This window comes from Pseudomonas sp. GW821-FHT03A09, assembly GCF_059421065.1.
In genome coordinates, this window is record NZ_JBWKUX010000001.1 from 375,243 (window position 1) to 392,743 (window position 17,501).

Consider the following 17,501-nt stretch of genomic DNA (forward strand, 5'->3'; position numbering starts at 1 on the left):
TTAGCGCAGGTTCAGGCTGAACCCTACCCGCGTCAGCCATTCTGCTTCCTGGCCGAAGTCCGCCTGGGTCAGTTGGTTCTCATCCAGCCAGCCTTTCGGGAACACCACGTCCAGGCTGTCGCCGTTGGCGCGCAGGGTCACCTGGGGCATTTCCTGGGTGCCACGGATGTGATGGAACAGGATCGCAAAGCGCAGCAGCACGCACAGGCGTATCAGCTTGATGCCTTCGTCGCCGAATTCGGCGAACTTGTCCTTGGGAATATTGCGACGGTGGCCGCGTACCAGCAGGGCGAGCATCTGTTGGTCTTCGCGGGAGAACCCGGCGAGGTCCGAGTGCTCGATCAGGTAGGCGCCGTGCTTGTGGTAATGGTAGTGGGCGATATCCAGGCCCACTTCATGCACCTTGGCGGCCCAGCCAAGCAGCTCGCGCCACACGCCGTCTTCCAGGTCCCAGTCCTCGGCCACCTGATCGAAGGCATGCAGGGCTTTGCGCTCCACGCGGGCCGCTTGTTCCAGGTCGACGTGGTAGCGCTCCATCAGCGAGCTGAGGGTGCGCTCGCGCACGTCCTCGTGATGATGGCGGCCCAGCAGGTCATAGAGCACGCCTTCGCGCAGGGCGCCGTCGCAGTGGTCCATGCGTTGCAGTTCGAGGGCATCGAAGATCGCCTCGAGAATCGCCAGGCCGGCCGGGAAGATGGTGCGACGGTCGGGTTTGATGCCGTCGAAATCGATCTTTTCGGCATCGCCCAGTTTGAACAGCTTGCGCTTGAGCCATGCCAACCCTTCGGCGTTGACCTCGCCGGTGCCATGGCCGCCGGCTTTCAAGGCCAGGCCAATGGCGCGGATAGTTCCCGACGAACCAATGGCTTCATCCCACGTCAGGCGGTGCAGGGCGTGCTCGATGCTCATGATCTCCAGCCGCGCCGCCGTGTAGGCCTGGGCGTAGCGTGCCGGGGTGATCTTGCCGTCCTTGAAATAGCGCTGGGTATAACTGACGCAACCCATCTGCAGGCTTTCACGCAGCAGCGGTTCGAAACGCTGGCCGATGATGAATTCGGTACTGCCGCCGCCGATGTCTGCCACCAGGCGTTTGCCGGGTGTGTCGGCCAATGTGTGGGAGACGCCGAGGTAGATCAGGCGCGCTTCTTCACGCCCAGAGATGACTTCTACCGGGTGCCCGAGGATTTCCTCGGCGCGATGGATGAATTCGTTGCGGTTACGCGCCTCGCGCAGTGCGTTGGTGCCGACAATTCGCACGGCGCCAGGGGGCATGCCGTTGATCAGTTGCGCAAAACGCTTGAGGCAATCGAGCCCGCGCTGCATGGACTCTTCATTGAGCTGGCGCTCATCGTCGATGCCGGCGGCCAGTTGTACTTTCTCGCCGAGCCGCTCAAGGATACGGATTTCGCCGTTCTGGGCCTTGGCCACGACCATGTGAAAGCTGTTGGAGCCCAGGTCGATGGCGGCGATCAGGGACAGATTCTTGGCTTGGGATTGCGGCATGGTAGGGGGGTCTCGGTCGATAACCCAGCCATCGTGCCACGATCGACCTTTGGTGCCAACGCGTACGGCTTCGGTAATTTTCCTACTGGTGTCTGTGAGGACTTCTTGAGGGATGTGTAGGGTGGTTTTCTAAGTTTAAAGAGAATGGTGTTTTATCTTTGTAGGAATTATTAATGATCTGTTGTAGTTGTGAGGCTTGTAACTTTACCTACAGGGTTGGGTTTATTGGCTTATCGGTTTCGAATTTAAGCCTACCCGGTACTTAGGTTTAGCCCGCCTTTTATATTTGCCCTCTCCCACAATAATTGGCGTGCTCTCTGATTCATTAGTCAGGTGCCAAAGCCACAGACTGTCATTCGGCAATTTCGCCGTGGTGTTATTTATTTATGGTCGGAATATTGGGCCATCGTAAATGCACCTGCTCATTACAGATGACAGGTTGAATATGAAAAAAATGCTTGGTGTGACAGTGGGGGCTCTTTGCTTGGCTGCAAGTATCGGCGCTCATGCAACGAATGTTGCTGAACTGGTTGTACGAGGGACTATCAAGCCGGTGGCTTGCAACCTTAGCCTCGCCGGTGGCGGCATCGTCGATTACCAGACCATTCCCGCCGCAAGCTTGTCGCCGACGCAGTTCACTCCTCTTGCCGCGAAAACTGTGGGCTTGAACATCAATTGCGGCCAAGCGCCGGCGCAGTTTCGAGTGGCACTGACCGACCTGCAACCCGCCAGCAAGGTGACAGGCATCCTCGGTGCCGGGTTCACCGAGGCGCAGAACTACGGCCTGGGCCTCGCCAATGGCAGGCGTACCGGTGGGTACTCCGTTACTCTCAAAAGCCTGCAATCGTCCAGCGGGGCCCTGAACCCTATCATGCGCAGCAGTCAGGGGGCTTCTTGGCAGAACAGCGACGGTAAAGTCGCCCAATCGCCTGCCCAGTATTCATGGCGTAGCGGCGCCACTGCGGTACCTGCATCCATCACCAGTCTTACAGGCACGCTTGAAGTGAAAGCCGTTATCAACCGCACGAACGATTTGGACCTGACCCGTGATGTAACGCTGGATGGTCGCACCAATCTGTCAGTGGATTACATCTAAGTACGTCATTAATAGCCGACATGAACGCAAAGACACTTACCTGTCTCTGTTAAGTGTCGGTTTTTTTAACGTGTGCGTTTATTGGTGTTCGACTTTATGGCTGTGGGGGAAATCGGTGAATGCTCTATCAATAATCCTGAAGTCGCTGTTGCGCTATATAAGCTTGTGCCTTTTTTGGTGTGGTATGGCAGTAGCGGACGGAATGCAGCCCGAAACAACCGTTGTCATTCTAGATGAGGAAGAGGGTGAGGCGACACTTAATGTTAAAAACACGGACCCTGGCCCTGCGTTACTTCATTCGGTCATACAAAACATACCGGAAGACCTGGAACCCTTGTTGATCGTGACGCCCCCGATTACTAGGGTCGAAGCGGGCGACACTCAACTGGTGCGCTTCATCAGTACCACAAAGAAACCGCTCAAGACCCAGCGGCTGAAACGAGTTTCCTTTGAAGGTATCCCCGAGGCACGTGCGCCCGGTGGTGCGACCATTGGTATCACTCTGCGCCAGAGCCTGCCATTGATCCTGCACCCCAAAGGCTTGCCCAGACATGATGCGCCCTGGCAGTTGCTGACATGGAAGCGTGAAGGGGATCAGTTGAAGGTCCACAACAACAGCGCTTACGTCGTACGCATGGGGATGGAAGTACAACTGCATCCACAGGCAAGCGTGGCAACGTTGCCGCGAACCTACATCCTGCCGGGCGAAGTGTTGACGCTTGCGTCTGCAGGCTCTGTGGCAGGAGTGGTGGCCGTGGAGATTCACCCGGCCACGGTCTACGGGTTTACGGTGGACAGTTATCGCGCCCCCGTTGCGGTTGATGCGGATTGACGGGCCTATGAAAAAGATCAGGCATACCCGTCGCTCTGCCAATAGCGTGCCGAGCAATGTTTCCCAGGCACGCTCCAAAATTCTGCTGGGGCTTGCAACCTTGTGGAGCCTGCCAGGTACCAGCGCAGCGGTTGGGCTGGGGGAAGGTTTTGATTTGGCCGCGTTGACCTCCCTTGGAATTGATCCGCAGGTGTCTGAATACTTTCGTAGTGCAGCGCGCTTTCGCGAAGGTGTCCATGTGGTCGGACTGCGAGTCAATGGCACGCCGCTGGGGTTGGTTGACGCCCGTTTCGATTACCAGGGTCAGTTGTGCTTCACTCCCGCGTTACTGGCAAAGGCCGGTTTGGTTACCCCGTCCAGGCTTCTGCGCGAGGGCATCACCCCTGACCAGGCCTGCCATGACTTTGTTGGGGAATATCCGGCGACCATGGTGCGGCTGCGCCCCAGCAGCGACGAGGTCACGCTGGTGGTGCCGACCCAGTCCCTGCGTGCGCCGGAGTGGGAAGGCGGGAGTTTTTCCGAGGGTGGCACGGCCGCCATCTTCAACTACGACGTATTGGGTTTCGATACCCGCTCGCGCAGTGGGTCAAGTCGTTTCGTGTCGGCCTATACCGAGGCGGGATTCAACCTGGGTAATTGGATTGTTCGCAGCCGTCAGTTTTATGTTTCCGACAATGGCAAGACGCGCACCGAACAGGTGAACGCCTATGCGCAGCGTGATATCGCGGCGTTGCAGTCGACCTTCCAGGTGGGGCAGATTTCCAGCAACAACCCGATTTTTGGCGGTGTACAACTGACAGGCTTGCAGTTCTCCCCGGACGGCCAGCGGCGCAGCGGTGCGGGCGACAGCAATGTCGTGGTTGAAGGGCTGGCTCAAAGCCAGTCGCGGGTCGAAGTTCGTCAATCGGGTGCGTTGATCCACTCCACCCTGGTGCCGGAAGGTCCGTTCAGGCTGACCGGTTTGCCGTTGCTGAACAGCACCAGCGATCTCGACGTGAGCGTGATTGACGTGCGTGGGGCAAAGCGCAGTTTCGTGGTGCCCGCTGCGTCCTTTCGTGGTGGGGCTCCGGTGGAGCCGGGGTACTATTTTTCCCTCGGCAAGGTACGTGAGACGGCCATCGACAACCAGGAATCCCCGGTGGTCGCCATGGGCAGCGGCACCTGGGGGCTGGGCCAGCGCTCGTCGCTGGGTTTCGGTTTGCTGAGTACCGACGAGTATCAGTCGGCAGGCGGCTCCCTGAGCAGTGTGTTTTTCCATCAGGTGAACGTGGGCGTGCGCCATAACCTGTCCCGTGATGCTCAAGATGAGGTGGGCGGCGCGCGTAGCACGCTGTCTTTGGGGACTCCGTTATTTGCCAACCTTGATATCAACCTGAGTGCCTCGGTGCAGAGCCGCGGCTACCGTGAGGTACTGGACGCTGGCCAGGCGTCGCGGGGGTACAACCTCGATGCGCGTTTCAAGCGCCAGTACACGGCAGGTTTGAACTGGGCGGCCCCGTCCCTGGGTGGTTTCTCCCTCGGTTTCACCCGTAGCTCGCAATTTGACGGGCAATCCAACGATCACCTCTTTGCCTCATGGAACAACACGTTCAGCGGCGTGGGTGTCGCACTGATCGCCGACGCCCAGGTAGGTGCGACCGAGCCTCGGCGCCTGGACTCGGTTCGGGGTAGCCGCCGTGACGAGCGGCTGGACGAGGGCACGTCTGTCAGGCTGCAGGTCACGGTGCCCTTGGGTGCTGATCGAAGTGTGAGCTCTTATGTCAGCCGTCGAGGTGACCGTCTGGATGCCGGCACCGCCCTCAGCGAGCGGGTCAACGACTATGTGAACTACGAGGTCGGTGTTGATCGGGACGTGAAAGAGCGAGAGCAAAGCGTGCGCGGTCGTGTGGACGTCTTGCCGCTGTATACCCGCGTGAGCTTGGGCGTCGACCGTGATCCGTCGAACACCAACTACTCCGGCCAACTGCAAGGCGGCATCGTGGCCCATGAGCACGGGGTGACGTTCTCGCCTTACGCAGTCCAGGACACCTTTGGCATCGCCTCGGTGGGCGATATCGGTGGGGCCAAGATCTCGACCCCCCAGGGGCCGGTCTGGACCGACTTCAGTGGCCAGGCGGTGATTCCCGGGCTGCAGGCCTACAGCAACAACCATCTGCAAGTGCAGACCCAATCGCTGCCCAAACGCGTCGACTTGAAGAACGGCACCAAGGTGCTCGCCGCCGGTCGTGGTTCAGTCAATACCTTGGACTTTGGTGTGGTGAAAGTCCGTCGTCTGTTGCTTGAAGCCCAGGACGAAGAGGGCCGGCCACTGCCTCAAGGTGCCGCGGTGTTCGGCGAAGGCAACCACTTTGTGACCAGCGTAGTGGGTGAGGGCATGGTTTTCCTGAGCAATATCGATGGGCCGCAAACCCTGACGGTTTCACTGCCGGATTCCAAATCCTGCCTGCTGCAAGTCAATCCTGAGCAAGAGCCTGACGATGACAAACTCTATGAAACCGCACCGGTGGTCTGCCATGTTCGCTAAGCACAGAAGCCTGTGGCTGTTGTGGGTGGTCCTTGTGGCGACCCAGGCGCAGGCCGAAAACTGCCGGATGACGTTGAGTGAGCCCCGTGTCGACTACGGGGTGATTCGTCCTTCGCAAGCATCGTCCGGCAGGGCAACAGTGACGCTGGATACGCCTCGTACGCTGCACTTGAGTGTACTTTGCACGGCACCTTCTGCGATGGCGCTGCGTTTTAGTGGTGCAGCCGCCGATGCCCAAGGCTTCCAGTTTGGTCGGCAGGGACGTTTTACCTTGAGCCTGAGGCAGGCTCAGGTCGACGGCAGGCCGGTAGCGTGGCAGCCCGATGATGCCTACAGCGGGCAGCTGTTACCGGGGCGTGCGCTGTATGCCAGCGCAGGCGGCACGCCGGTGATGGGCCGGCGGCTGACGGCCCAGGTAGAAATAGCGGTTCAATTGCCGGCCGACGCCCTCTCGGTACGTCGGGAGATGCTGCTGGAGGGGCGTGGCCAATTCGAACTGGTCAGCCCGGCTGTTCCGTAGAGCCAATGAAATTGGCCAGCTCGGCGGTTTCCGGGCTGGCGAACAACACTTTGGGGTCACCCACCTCATGCACCTTGCCCTGGTGCATGAACACCAGTTTGTCGCCGACCTCACGGGCAAAGCGCATTTCGTGGGTCACCATGATCAGGGTCATGCCGTCCTTGGCCAGTTGGCGCACCACGCTGAGCACTTCATTGACCAGTTCCGGGTCGAGGGCCGAGGTGATTTCGTCGCACAGCAGCACCTTGGGCGACATGGCCAGGGCCCGTGCAATCGCCACGCGTTGTTGCTGGCCGCCGGACAGACGATCGGGGAAGGCGTCGAACTTCTCGCCCAACCCGACGCGCTCCAGCATTTGTCTGGCCAATTGGGCTGCCTTGGCCTTCGGCACTTTCTGCACCACCTGCGGCGCAAGCATCACGTTTTCACCCACCGTCAGGTGCGGGAACAGGTTGAACTGCTGGAACACCATGCCGACTTTCTGTCGCAGGCTGCGCAAGTCGGCGCGGGCGGCGTCGAGGTATTCGCCATCGACTTCGATCACGCCATCATTGATGGACTCCAGGCCATTGAGTGTGCGTAGCAGGGTGGATTTACCCGAGCCGCTACGGCCGATGATCGCCACGACCTGACCTTCATCCACCGTCAGGTCGATGCCCTTGAGTACGTGGTGATCGCCGTAATACTTATGCAGGGCGGAAATTCTAAGCAGAGGCATGCAGTCTCCTTTCCAGGTAGCGCGCACTGAGGGACAGGGGGTAGCAGAGCAAGAAATAACCAAGGGCTACCAGGCCGTAGACCATGAAGGGCTCGAAGGTAGCGTTGGCGAGCATGCCGCCGGTCTTGGTCAGTTCGGTGAAGCCGATGATCGAGGTCACGGCGGTGCCTTTGACCACTTGCACCGAGAAACCCACGGTAGGCGCTACGGCAATGCGCAGCGCCTGGGGCAGGATCACGTAGCGCAGTTGTTCAAGCGGATTCAGTGCCAGGCTGGCCGAGGCTTCCCATTGCCCGTGGGCGATGGAGTCGACGCAACCGCGCCAGATTTCGGCGAGATAGGCGCTGGTGAACAGCGTCAGGGCAATCGCCGCCGCCAACCACGGCGAGATATCCACACCGAGCAGGGCGACGCCGAAGAACACCAGGAACAGTTGCATCAACAGCGGTGTGCCTTGGAACAGTTCGATATAGGTGCGGGCGACATTGCGCGGGAATGCTTTGCGGCTGATGCGCATCGTCATGACCAGCAAACCGATCACGCCACCGCCGACGAACGCTACCAGCGACAACAACACGGTCCATTGCAGGCCGGTGAGCAGGTTGCGCACGATGTCCCAGAAGGAAAAATCACTCATCGGCTGTTCCTCATCACAAACCGGCTGCCGATCCAGTTGAGCAATTGGCGAATCATCAGCGCCATGCACAGATACACCAGGGTGGTCAGGGCATAGGTTTCAAAGGCGCGGAAGTTGCGCGACTGGATGAAGTTGGCGGCAAAACTGAGTTCTTCCGTGGCGATCTGTGAACACACCGCCGAGCCGAGCATCACGATGATGATCTGGCTACTCAGGGCCGGCCACACCTTGCCCAGCGCTGGCAGCAGTACCACATGGCGGAAGGCCTCGAAGCGCGTCATTGCCAGCGCGGCGGCGGCTTCCAGCTGCCCGCGCGGGATGGCCTGGATACCGGCGCGGATGATTTCCGTGGAGTAGGCCCCCAGGTTGATCACCATCGCCAGCACGGCGGCTTGCCACTCGGTGATCTTCAGCCCCAGGGACGGCAGGCCGAAGAAGATGAAGAACAGTTGCACCAGGAACGGCGTGTTGCGGATCAACTCGACATACACGCCGAATAGCCAGGTGAAGGGCTTGATCTTCCACGCCCGTACCACGGCGCCGACGGTGCCCAGCGCCACTCCCAGGATCGCGCCGATAGCCGTCAGCTCAAGGGTGAACAATGCGCCACGCAACAGCAGGTCGGTATTGGCCAGCACCGGCACAAAGTCGAATTGATAGGCCATGGATCAGCTCCGCTTTAGAGGTCGGCAGGCAACGGCTCTTTGAGCCACTGCATTGCGTTCTTTTCCAGGCTACCGTCGGCCTTGGCCGCGACCAGTATCTGGTTAACCTTCTCCAGCAGGGCCGGCTCGTTTTTATTCACGCCTACGTACACCGGCGAGTCCTTGAGCTTCACCTTCAGCGCCGGGACGCGTTTCGGGCTGCGCTCGCTGATCGCCACCATCACCACGTTGCCGCTGGCGATCAGGTCGACCTGGCCGGCCAGGTAAGCGGCGATGGTCGAGTTGTTGTCTTCGAAGCGCTTGATAGTGGCTTCCTTGGGCGCGACGGCGGTCAACTCGATGTCTTCGATGGCGCCACGGGTCACGCTGATGGTCTTGCCCTTGAGGTCGTCGGTGGTACTGATGGGCGCGTCGGGTGGGCCGAACACGGCCAGGTAGAACGGTGCGTACGCCTTGGAAAAGTCGATGACTTTTTCCCGCTCGGGATTCTTGCCCAGGCTGGAAATCACCAGGTCGACCTTGCCGGTGGTGAGGAACGGGATGCGGTTGGTGCTGTTGACCGGGGTCAGCTCCAGTTTGACCTTGAGTTGGTCAGCCAACAGTTTGGCCGTATCGATATCCAGGCCGCGTGGCTTCATGTCGGGGCCGACCGAGCCGAAGGGTGGAAAGTCCTGGGGCACGGCGACCTTGAGGGTGCCACGAGCAACGATATCGTCCAGACCATTGGCCTGGGCGGGTGCCTGGCTCAGCATCAGGCTGGCAAACAAGGCAGTGAGCAGGGCGCTGTAGCGCTTGGTCATGGCAACTCTCCGGAAGAGACGGGGGGAATATTCTGTTTCGGGTCACTGCATGGCCCATGCCATGACGGTGCAAATGGCCTGGATCGCTGGAATATGTTGCGTTTTTCTGGTCTTACTGGTCTGAACAGTGCGGGAGTGTTTCGCACCCTTTTCGAGCGTCGACAAAACCGCGCGAGTCCCTTTGGGGCGTCGCTTGCCGAGGGCTGCGAATAGCTTTACAACTAGCCGATCAGTTGTCTGGAACCCTGAGTCCTTTATGAACTCCATCGCACAAGCCGTACCGGAAGCGGCCTTGCAGGCCATTCGCAAACTGATCAAGGAACAGGGCTTTGCAGCCGGCGATGCGTTACCGTCCCAGCGCGACCTGGCGGTGCAGTTGGGGGTCAGTCGGGCCTCGTTGCGTGAAGCGTTGTCATCCTTGAGTGCCTTGGGCGTGATCAGTGTGCAGCCGGGCAAAGGCGTGTTCGTTCAAGAGGCCCAGGAAACACCTGGGTTCGCCTGGCCCTTCGCCGCCCAGGCTACGCCGTTGGATATCTTCCAGCTGCGCTATGCCCTGGAAGGGTTTGCAGCGGGGTTGGCGGCGGTGACGCTGACGCTCGATGAGCTGGACTGTCTGGAAGATAACGTCGAAGCCATGCGCAAGGTACTCAAGGCCGGTGACTTCGAAGCCGCCGCTCGGCTGGACTTCGAATTCCATCAGCGCATTCTGCTGGCCAGTGGTAATCAGGCGATGGTGAGTATTCTGAGCGCCAGCGCCGATGTGTTCCTGGAAAGCCAGAAGCTACCGTTCATCCGACCGGAGCGAGCCATGGAAACCTGGCAGGAACACCGCAGGATCCTGCGCGCCCTGGCCCGCCGGGCCAGCGCGGCGGCACAGAAAACCATGCAGGAACACGTGCGTAATGCGGCGTTGCGCACGGGTATAGCCTTCGTGACCCCCGTAATACCGTGAGTTGGGCTATACCCAAACTCATGGGTCATCATAGGAAGACTCAATCAGAGGCGGCTTCCTGAACGGGGGAAGGGCGGCTATGATGGGCAACGTTTTTTTTGCTTACAATCCGGAGACATCCATGAGCAACGATCTTATCAAGCACGTCACCGACGCGACCTTTGAGGCCGAAGTACTCAAGGCTGCTGGCCCGGTGCTGGTTGACTACTGGGCTGAATGGTGTGGCCCTTGCAAAATGATCGCGCCTGTTCTGGACGACATTGCGACCACCTACGAAGGCAAGCTGACCATTGCCAAGCTGAACATCGACGACAACCAGGAAACCCCGGCCAAGCATGGCGTGCGCGGTATTCCTACGCTGATGCTGTTCAAGAACGGCAACGTCGAAGCTACCAAGGTAGGCGCGCTGTCGAAGTCTCAGCTGCAAGCTTTCCTCGACGCTAACATCTAAGCGCCGACAAAAAAGCCCCGTTAATAGCGGGGCTTTTTCGTGAAACAGGGCTAGACGCTCCCAAACTCAGGTGGTACATTCGGCCCCGCACTGGTTTCTCCACTGCCCCCTGCAAGCCGTCGCCGACGCACTCCTTTTCGATTAGTACGCGATCCTGTCGCCTTCTCTGCGGCGCGGCCTCATTAAGCCAAAAGCTTAATTTCCCCCCTCCATAAATGATTACGTCATTCCTATATGAATCTGACTGAACTCAAGCAAAAGCCGATTACCGACCTGCTTCAACTGGCCGAAGAAATGGGCATAGAAAATATGGCCCGTTCGCGCAAGCAGGACGTGATTTTCTCCCTGCTGAAAAAGCACGCGAAAAGCGGCGAGGAAATCTCCGGTGATGGCGTGCTGGAGATTCTCCAGGACGGCTTCGGCTTCCTCCGCTCTGCAGACGCTTCCTATCTCGCCGGCCCAGACGATATCTACGTCTCGCCGAGCCAGATCCGTCGCTTCAACTTGCGCACCGGTGACACCATCGTTGGCAAGATCCGCCCTCCGAAGGAAGGCGAGCGTTATTTCGCCCTGCTCAAGGTCGACACGATCAACTTCGATCGTCCCGAGAACGCGAAGAACAAGATTCTCTTCGAGAACCTGACCCCGCTGTTCCCGACCGTGCGCATGAAGATGGAAGCCGGTAACGGTTCCACCGAAGACTTGACCGGTCGTGTGATCGACCTGTGTGCCCCGATCGGCAAAGGCCAGCGTGGCCTGATCGTCGCTCCGCCGAAAGCCGGTAAGACCATCATGCTGCAGAACATTGCAGCGAACATCGCACGTAACAACCCAGAAGTTCACTTGATCGTGCTGCTGATCGATGAGCGTCCGGAAGAAGTGACCGAAATGCAGCGCACCGTGCGCGGCGAAGTGGTTGCCTCCACGTTCGATGAGCCACCAACCCGCCACGTGCAGGTTGCCGAAATGGTGATCGAGAAGGCCAAGCGCTTGGTTGAACACAAGAAGGACGTGGTGATCCTGCTCGACTCGATCACCCGTCTGGCGCGCGCCTATAACACCGTGATCCCGAGCTCCGGCAAGGTATTGACCGGTGGTGTCGATGCCCACGCCCTGGAGAAACCGAAACGTTTCTTCGGCGCTGCGCGGAACATCGAAGAAGGCGGCTCGCTGACCATTATCGCCACCGCGTTGGTTGAAACCGGCTCGAAGATGGACGAAGTGATCTACGAAGAGTTCAAGGGTACCGGCAACATGGAATTGCCCCTGGACCGTCGCATCGCTGAAAAGCGAGTGTTCCCGGCAATCAACATCAACCGTTCCGGCACCCGCCGTGAAGAGTTGCTGACGGCCGACGACGAACTGCAGCGTATGTGGATTCTGCGCAAGCTGCTGCACCCGATGGATGAAGTTGCAGCCATCGAGTTCCTGGTCGACAAGCTGAAGACCACCAAGACCAACGATGAGTTCTTCTTGTCGATGAAGCGTAAGTAATACGACGCTTCAGGTCCGAAAAATGGCGCCCCCAGGGGCGCCATTTTTTTTGCGTCGAGATTGAACAATTTTTGTGGCATAAGTGTCCGTTAAGTAACAAAAATTGTACGTGCGGTAACGCTCGCCACTTTCGCAGCAGACTGACCACCATTCTTATGACCACTCTTGCATACCGAAGAGACATCGACGGCCTGCGTGCCATTGCTGTCCTTGCTGTCGTGTTGTTTCACTTCGGCGTTCCTGGCGTTACCGGCGGCTTTGTCGGTGTCGATGTGTTCTTCGTCATCTCTGGGTTTCTGATCACCTCCATTATCTGGCGTGAGCGCCAGGCTGGACGTTTCAGCTTCATCGACTTCTGGGCGCGCCGTGCCCGGCGGATTCTGCCGGCGCTGTTCGTGATGATGGCGGCAACGCTGGCGGTAGGTTGGTTTCTGCTTACCCCCAAAGACTATGAAGAGCTGGGGCGATCCGCGCACTATCAGGTGATATTCACCTCAAACCTGCTGTTTTCCCGTCAGCAGGGTTACTTCGATGTGTCTTCTGACATCAAGCCCTTGCTGCACACGTGGTCGCTGGCGGTGGAGGAGCAGTTCTACATTGTCTTCCCGCTGTTGCTGACGTTGCTTTCAAGTCGCCTGAAACATTGGCGCGTGGCACTCTTCGGTGTGTTGCTGGCGTCGTTTGGCATGAGCGTCTGGGCGGTCTCCCATGAACCGCAAAAGGCTTTCTTCCTGTTGCATCTGCGGGCTTGGGAACTGTTGGCCGGTGCCATGCTGGCGGTACTGCCCATGCGCGAATGGCGGGCTTCGCCCGCCCTGGCCCAAGGGGTGAGCCTGGTTTCCCTGGGGCTGATCCTGATCGCCGTATTCGGTTTTGACGCTACTACACCGTTCCCAGGTGCCTCCGCGCTGCTGCCGGTGCTGGGCGTGGTCGGGTTGATCTGGGCCAACGGCCAGCAACATACCTGGGTCGGGCGTATGTTGAGTTCGCGGGTGATGGTGGGTATTGGGCTGATCTCTTATTCCTGGTACCTCTGGCACTGGCCGGTCTTTGTCTATGCCAGCTATGCCGCCGTGGATGGCTTAAGCCCGCTGGAGTTGGCTGGGCTGATGTTGCTCTCGTTGGTGCTGGGCTACCTGTCCTGGCGCTTTGTCGAGGCCCCGTTTCGAGAAAAACGCCTGTTCGCCGGACGCAAGGCGATCCTGGCCGCTGCCGGGGCCGGTATCCTGTGCCTGGGCTTGACCGGCGTGGCAATACGCACATCCGAGGGTGTGCCTTCGCGCTTGTCCGAGCAGGCCTTGCGGTTTGCCCAGGCCAAGACATGGAGTCCGGAGTTGATGGCCTGTATGGCGGATAAGGACACGCCCGACGATCGCCTGTTCTGCCACTTCGGCCCTAAAAGCGCCTCGGTATCAGCGTTGGTCTGGGGCGACAGTCACGCCACGGCGCTGATTCCGGCCCTCAAAGAGGGTGCCAAACGCCACGATATCAGCTTGGTCGAAGCCAGTTTTGCAGGCTGCGTACCGTTGGATGGCCTGGAAAACATTGCCCGATGCGCGCATTTCAACCAGCGCGTCGAGAAGGCGATGACCGAACAAACGTTCAGCGATGTGGTGCTGGCCGCCCGCTGGAGCCTTTACCTCTATGGCCAGATGTCGGGTGATACGGAGCATGCGCTCAAGGACCCCACGACCGGCAAGTACGTGCGTGCCATCGCTGAGCAGCGGTTTGCCGACGGCCTGCGCGAGCGCATCCGCGGGTTGCGTGCGGCCGGGCATCGGGTCTGGCTGGTCAAGGAGGTGCCATTGCAGGAGATCATCGTGCCTTACCGCCTCAGCCGCCTGGCGATGATGAACCGGTCGGTGGACGGCGAGGGGCTCGCCTTGACGGAGCACACGAAGCGCCAGGCGTTCATTACCCAGCTTTTCAATGAGCTGGCCGCTGCTGATAGCGGCGTAGCGGTGCTGGACCCCGCGCCATTGCTGTGCGGTGCCGATGGTTTGTGCCGGGTAGAGCTCAATGGCCGGTCGTTGTACACCGACGACAACCATATCTCCGATGTGGGCGCCCGACACATCGAAGCCTTCCTGGAGCCCTTGTTCAGTTCCTTGCAATCACGAGGGCTGACGGCCAATTAAGCTGCCAGCCGCCCTCAGAGCAGGTAGGATGTACGCCTATTTTACGGGTGGCATGGTTAATGAAATTCAAGGATCTTCGGGATTTCGTGCAGCAACTTGAGCAGCGCGGAGAGTTGAAACGTATCCAGATGCCGATTTCCCCGGTGCTGGAAATGACTGAGATTTGCGACCGTACCTTGCGTAACAAGGGCCCGGCGCTGCTGTTCGAGAACCCGACCGGGTTTGATATCCCGGTGCTGGGCAACCTGTTCGGCACGCCTGAGCGCGTGGCCTTTGGCATGGGCGCCGAGTCGGTGAGCGAGTTGCGCGAGATCGGCAAGTTGCTGGCCTTCCTCAAGGAGCCGGAACCGCCGAAGGGCTTGAAGGATGCCTGGTCGAAGCTGCCGATCTTCCGCAAGATCATTGCCATGGCCCCCAAAGTGGTCAAGGACGCGGTGTGCCAGGAAGTGATCATCGAAGGCGATGATGTCGACCTGGCCATGCTGCCGGTGCAGACTTGCTGGCCCGGCGACGTCGGCCCGCTGATCACTTGGGGCCTGACCGTCACTAAAGGTCCGAACAAGGACCGTCAGAACCTTGGTATCTACCGCCAGCAAGTGATTGGCCGTAACAAGGTCATCATGCGGTGGTTGAGCCACCGTGGCGGCGCCCTGGACTACCGTGAGTGGTGCGAAAAACACCCAGGCAAACCGTTCCCGGTCTCTGTGGCCCTGGGCGCTGATCCAGCCACAATCCTGGGTGCCGTGACCCCGGTGCCCGACAGCTTGTCCGAATACGCATTCGCCGGCCTGCTGCGGGGTAACCGCACCGAACTGGTGAAGTGCCGTGGCAACGACCTGCAAGTGCCGGCCACTGCCGAAATCATCCTTGAAGGCGTGATTCATCCGGGCGAAATGGCCGATGAAGGCCCTTACGGCGACCACACCGGTTATTACAACGAAGTCGACAGCTTCCCGGTGTTCACCGTGGAGCGGATCACCCATCGGATCAAGCCGATCTACCACAGCACCTACACCGGCCGTCCGCCGGATGAGCCGGCCATTCTCGGCGTGGCACTCAACGAAGTGTTCGTGCCGATCCTGCAGAAGCAATTCCCGGAAATCACCGACTTCTATTTACCGCCGGAAGGCTGCTCATACCGCATGGCCATCGTGACCATGAAAAAGTCGTACCCAGGCCATGCCAAGCGGGTAATGCTGGGTGTGTGGTCGTTTTTGCGACAGTTCATGTACACCAAGTTCGTTATCGTCACCGACGACGACATCAACGCCCGCGACTGGAACGACGTGATCTGGGCCATCACCACGCGCATGGACCCCAAGCGCGACACGGTGATGATCGACAACACGCCGATCGACTACCTCGATTTCGCCTCGCCCGTGTCCGGTCTGGGATCGAAAATGGGCCTGGATGCCACCCACAAGTGGCCGGGTGAAACCACCCGCGAGTGGGGTCGGGTGATCGTCAAGGATGAAGCCGTCACCGCCCGTGTCGATGCGATCTGGAAAGAATTGGGAATAGATTGATGCGTGTAACCCTGCAACCTTCCGGCGCGGTGCTGGAGCTGGTCCCTGGCGAGCGAATCCTTGAAGGCGCGCGCCGCCTCGGCTACGAATGCCCCCAGGCCTGTCGCAATGGCGTGTGCCATGTGTGTGCGGCGCTGCTGGTGGAAGGCCGTGTTCAGCAGGCCGGTGAGGTGCGCGATCATGGTGAGTTCTACACCTGCATCGCTGAACCGCTGGAAGATTGCATTGTGTTGTGGGATGGCGTGCTGGCGCCGGGAGAGTTGCCGTTGCGCAAATTGTCGTGCCAGTTGAGTGAGTGCGTGGAGGTCGGCGGCGATGTCTGGCGTGTACGCCTGCGTGCGCCGGCAGGCAAGGCCGTGCGTTACCACGCCGGCCAGTACCTGATGATTGAGCGGGAGAACGGCGAAAAATCGGCATTCTCTCTGGCCTCGGCGCCCCACGGCGGGCGCGATTTGGAGTTGCATGTGCTGGCCCGCGAAGACAGCGCTCGTAACTTGCTGGAACAGTTGCAGCGCAACCAGATGGCCCGCGTCGAGATGCCATTCGGTGACACCCACCTGGCCGAGTTGCCCGATGGGCCGTTGGTGCTGATCGCAGCCGGTACCGGCATGGCGCAGATGCACAGCCTGATCGAGCATTGTCGCGCTTCCGGTTTCAAGCACCCGGTGCATCTGTATTGGGGCGTGCGCCGCCCGGAAGACTTCTACGACATCGAACACTGGGCGCAGTGGCAGCAACTGCCCAACCTGTTCTTGCACAAAGTGGTCAGCGACCTGTGTGGTTGGGAAGGTCGTTGCGGGCTGCTGCATGAAGCGGTGTGTGAAGACATTGCCGACCTCAAGGCCGTGCATGTCTATGCCAGCGGCTCGCCAGCCATGATCTATGGCACGTTGGATGCGCTGGTCGACGCCGGCATGGATGCGCACCAGATGCGCGCCGACGTGTTTGCCTACGCACCGAGGCCCTGACTTAATCCCATACGCCGATCAACATGTGTGGGCTTACCCGCGAAAGCGGTGCGACAGTGACAGATTCAGTGACTGATACTCTGCCTTCGCGGGCAAGCCCGCTCCCACACTAGGCCGTGTTGTGCCCGTTTCAGAAGCGCACTCCGGCCGTCAGCATCGCTGCATTGAAGCCCAGCAGCACAAACTCACTGGCCACCGGGCCGAAGTGCACGCCGACAGAAGGGATGATGGCCGGTGCCACGCCAAATTTGTTGAGCGGGATCTTGTCGCGGTACTTGCCGCGATAACCCTGGAGTGCGCCAGCCGTCACCTTCACGTAAAACGGCGAGTCAACGATGTCGTAGCGCTTGCCGGCGTAGACGTAATACGAACGCTGGCTGAACGAGTTGCGAAACGTCGCCCCGCCATACACCAGCCCTGACGCTTCGTTGCGCTCCAGGTTGATCAAATCCTGATGATTATTGTGCTGTGGGTCCGGTGAAAAATGCCGGGTGTACAGGCTGGTCTGCGCGTACCAGAAGCCTTTGTCGTCTTCGCTGGCCAACGCCGTGGCGGCCTGCGCCAATAGCAACAGGCCGGTCAGAAGGTATTTCATGGTTCGACCTCGATAGTCGTTTGAGGGGGCGGCTAGGGTGGGTCGCGGAATGCAGACAGTTTGACGGCTAGCGTCCTGCGCG

16 protein-coding genes are annotated in these 17,501 nt (G+C 59.6%); 10 read left to right on the plus strand and 6 right to left on the minus strand.

Annotation, left to right across the window (positions count from 1 at the left end):
* Positions 1–1,503, minus strand: a complete 1,503-nt coding sequence (gene ppx / locus AC07V4_RS01755) for an exopolyphosphatase (protein WP_492635060.1) — start codon at positions 1,501–1,503, stop codon at positions 1–3.
* Positions 1,504–1,948: 445 nt separating this feature from the next.
* Between ppx and AC07V4_RS01760 the strand changes: the two genes are divergently transcribed.
* From AC07V4_RS01760 to AC07V4_RS01775, 4 genes are all read left to right on the plus strand, one after another.
* Entirely contained in the window at positions 1,949–2,599 is a 651-nt protein-coding gene (locus AC07V4_RS01760) for a DUF1120 domain-containing protein (RefSeq protein WP_492635292.1), read from the plus strand.
* A gap of 130 nt (positions 2,600–2,729) precedes the next feature.
* Entirely contained in the window at positions 2,730–3,431 is a 702-nt protein-coding gene (locus tag AC07V4_RS01765) for a fimbria/pilus chaperone family protein (RefSeq protein ID WP_492635291.1), read from the plus strand.
* Between the two features lie 7 nt (positions 3,432–3,438).
* Positions 3,439–5,955 (plus strand): fimbria/pilus outer membrane usher protein, encoded by a 2,517-nt coding sequence (locus AC07V4_RS01770; RefSeq protein WP_492635059.1) that lies wholly within the window; start codon positions 3,439–3,441, stop codon positions 5,953–5,955.
* Positions 5,945–6,475 (plus strand): DUF1120 domain-containing protein, encoded by a 531-nt coding sequence (locus tag AC07V4_RS01775; protein WP_492635058.1) that lies wholly within the window; start codon positions 5,945–5,947, stop codon positions 6,473–6,475. The genes AC07V4_RS01770 and AC07V4_RS01775 overlap by 11 nt, the downstream gene beginning before the upstream one ends.
* On the opposite strand, the gene AC07V4_RS01780 is transcribed toward AC07V4_RS01775, so the two are convergent.
* Genes AC07V4_RS01780 through AC07V4_RS01795 form a run of 4 tightly spaced genes read right to left on the minus strand, consistent with a single transcriptional unit; the run spans position 6,456 to position 9,295 of the window.
* Complete coding sequence (locus AC07V4_RS01780; protein WP_492635057.1) at positions 6,456–7,193, minus strand: amino acid ABC transporter ATP-binding protein; 738 nt, start codon at positions 7,191–7,193, stop codon at positions 6,456–6,458. The genes AC07V4_RS01775 and AC07V4_RS01780 overlap by 20 nt on opposite strands.
* Positions 7,180–7,830 carry an amino acid ABC transporter permease gene (locus AC07V4_RS01785; protein ID WP_492635056.1) on the minus strand — a complete coding sequence of 217 codons (651 nt, stop codon included), beginning with the start codon at positions 7,828–7,830 and terminating at the stop codon, positions 7,180–7,182. Before AC07V4_RS01785 ends, AC07V4_RS01780 begins: the two co-directional genes overlap by 14 nt.
* The gene (locus AC07V4_RS01790; RefSeq protein WP_431749125.1) at positions 7,827–8,495 is read right to left on the minus strand and encodes an amino acid ABC transporter permease; all 669 of its coding nucleotides are present in this window, start codon (positions 8,493–8,495) and stop codon (positions 7,827–7,829) included. Before AC07V4_RS01790 ends, AC07V4_RS01785 begins: the two co-directional genes overlap by 4 nt.
* 14 nt (positions 8,496–8,509) lie before the next feature.
* The gene (locus tag AC07V4_RS01795; protein WP_492635055.1) at positions 8,510–9,295 is read right to left on the minus strand and encodes a transporter substrate-binding domain-containing protein; all 786 of its coding nucleotides are present in this window, start codon (positions 9,293–9,295) and stop codon (positions 8,510–8,512) included.
* Positions 9,296–9,551: 256 nt separating this feature from the next.
* Here AC07V4_RS01795 and AC07V4_RS01800 point away from each other — a divergent pair, with 256 nt between their 5' ends.
* From AC07V4_RS01800 to AC07V4_RS01825, 6 genes are all read left to right on the plus strand, one after another.
* Complete coding sequence (locus AC07V4_RS01800; protein ID WP_492635054.1) at positions 9,552–10,247, plus strand: FadR/GntR family transcriptional regulator; 696 nt, start codon at positions 9,552–9,554, stop codon at positions 10,245–10,247.
* Between the two features lie 121 nt (positions 10,248–10,368).
* Entirely contained in the window at positions 10,369–10,698 is a 330-nt protein-coding gene (gene trxA, locus AC07V4_RS01805; RefSeq protein ID WP_015886460.1) for a thioredoxin TrxA, read from the plus strand.
* A 234-nt stretch (positions 10,699–10,932) separates the two neighbouring features.
* Positions 10,933–12,192, plus strand: a complete 1,260-nt coding sequence (gene rho, locus AC07V4_RS01810) for a transcription termination factor Rho (protein WP_016973082.1) — start codon at positions 10,933–10,935, stop codon at positions 12,190–12,192.
* 155 nt (positions 12,193–12,347) lie between these two features.
* Positions 12,348–14,330 carry an acyltransferase family protein gene (locus tag AC07V4_RS01815; RefSeq protein WP_492635053.1) on the plus strand — a complete coding sequence of 661 codons (1,983 nt, stop codon included), beginning with the start codon at positions 12,348–12,350 and terminating at the stop codon, positions 14,328–14,330.
* Between the two features lie 59 nt (positions 14,331–14,389).
* Positions 14,390–15,856, plus strand: a complete 1,467-nt coding sequence (gene ubiD, locus AC07V4_RS01820) for a 4-hydroxy-3-polyprenylbenzoate decarboxylase (protein ID WP_492635052.1) — start codon at positions 14,390–14,392, stop codon at positions 15,854–15,856.
* Positions 15,856–16,824: a CDP-6-deoxy-delta-3,4-glucoseen reductase gene (locus AC07V4_RS01825; RefSeq protein WP_492635051.1), complete on the plus strand. Its 969-nt coding sequence runs from the start codon at positions 15,856–15,858 to the stop codon at positions 16,822–16,824. The genes ubiD and AC07V4_RS01825 overlap by 1 nt, the downstream gene beginning before the upstream one ends.
* Positions 16,825–16,954: 130 nt before the next feature.
* Here AC07V4_RS01825 and AC07V4_RS01830 read toward each other — a convergent pair whose 3' ends face one another.
* Complete coding sequence (locus AC07V4_RS01830; RefSeq protein ID WP_492635050.1) at positions 16,955–17,419, minus strand: sn-glycerol-3-phosphate transporter; 465 nt, start codon at positions 17,417–17,419, stop codon at positions 16,955–16,957.
* Positions 17,420–17,501: the final 82 nt, after the last annotated feature.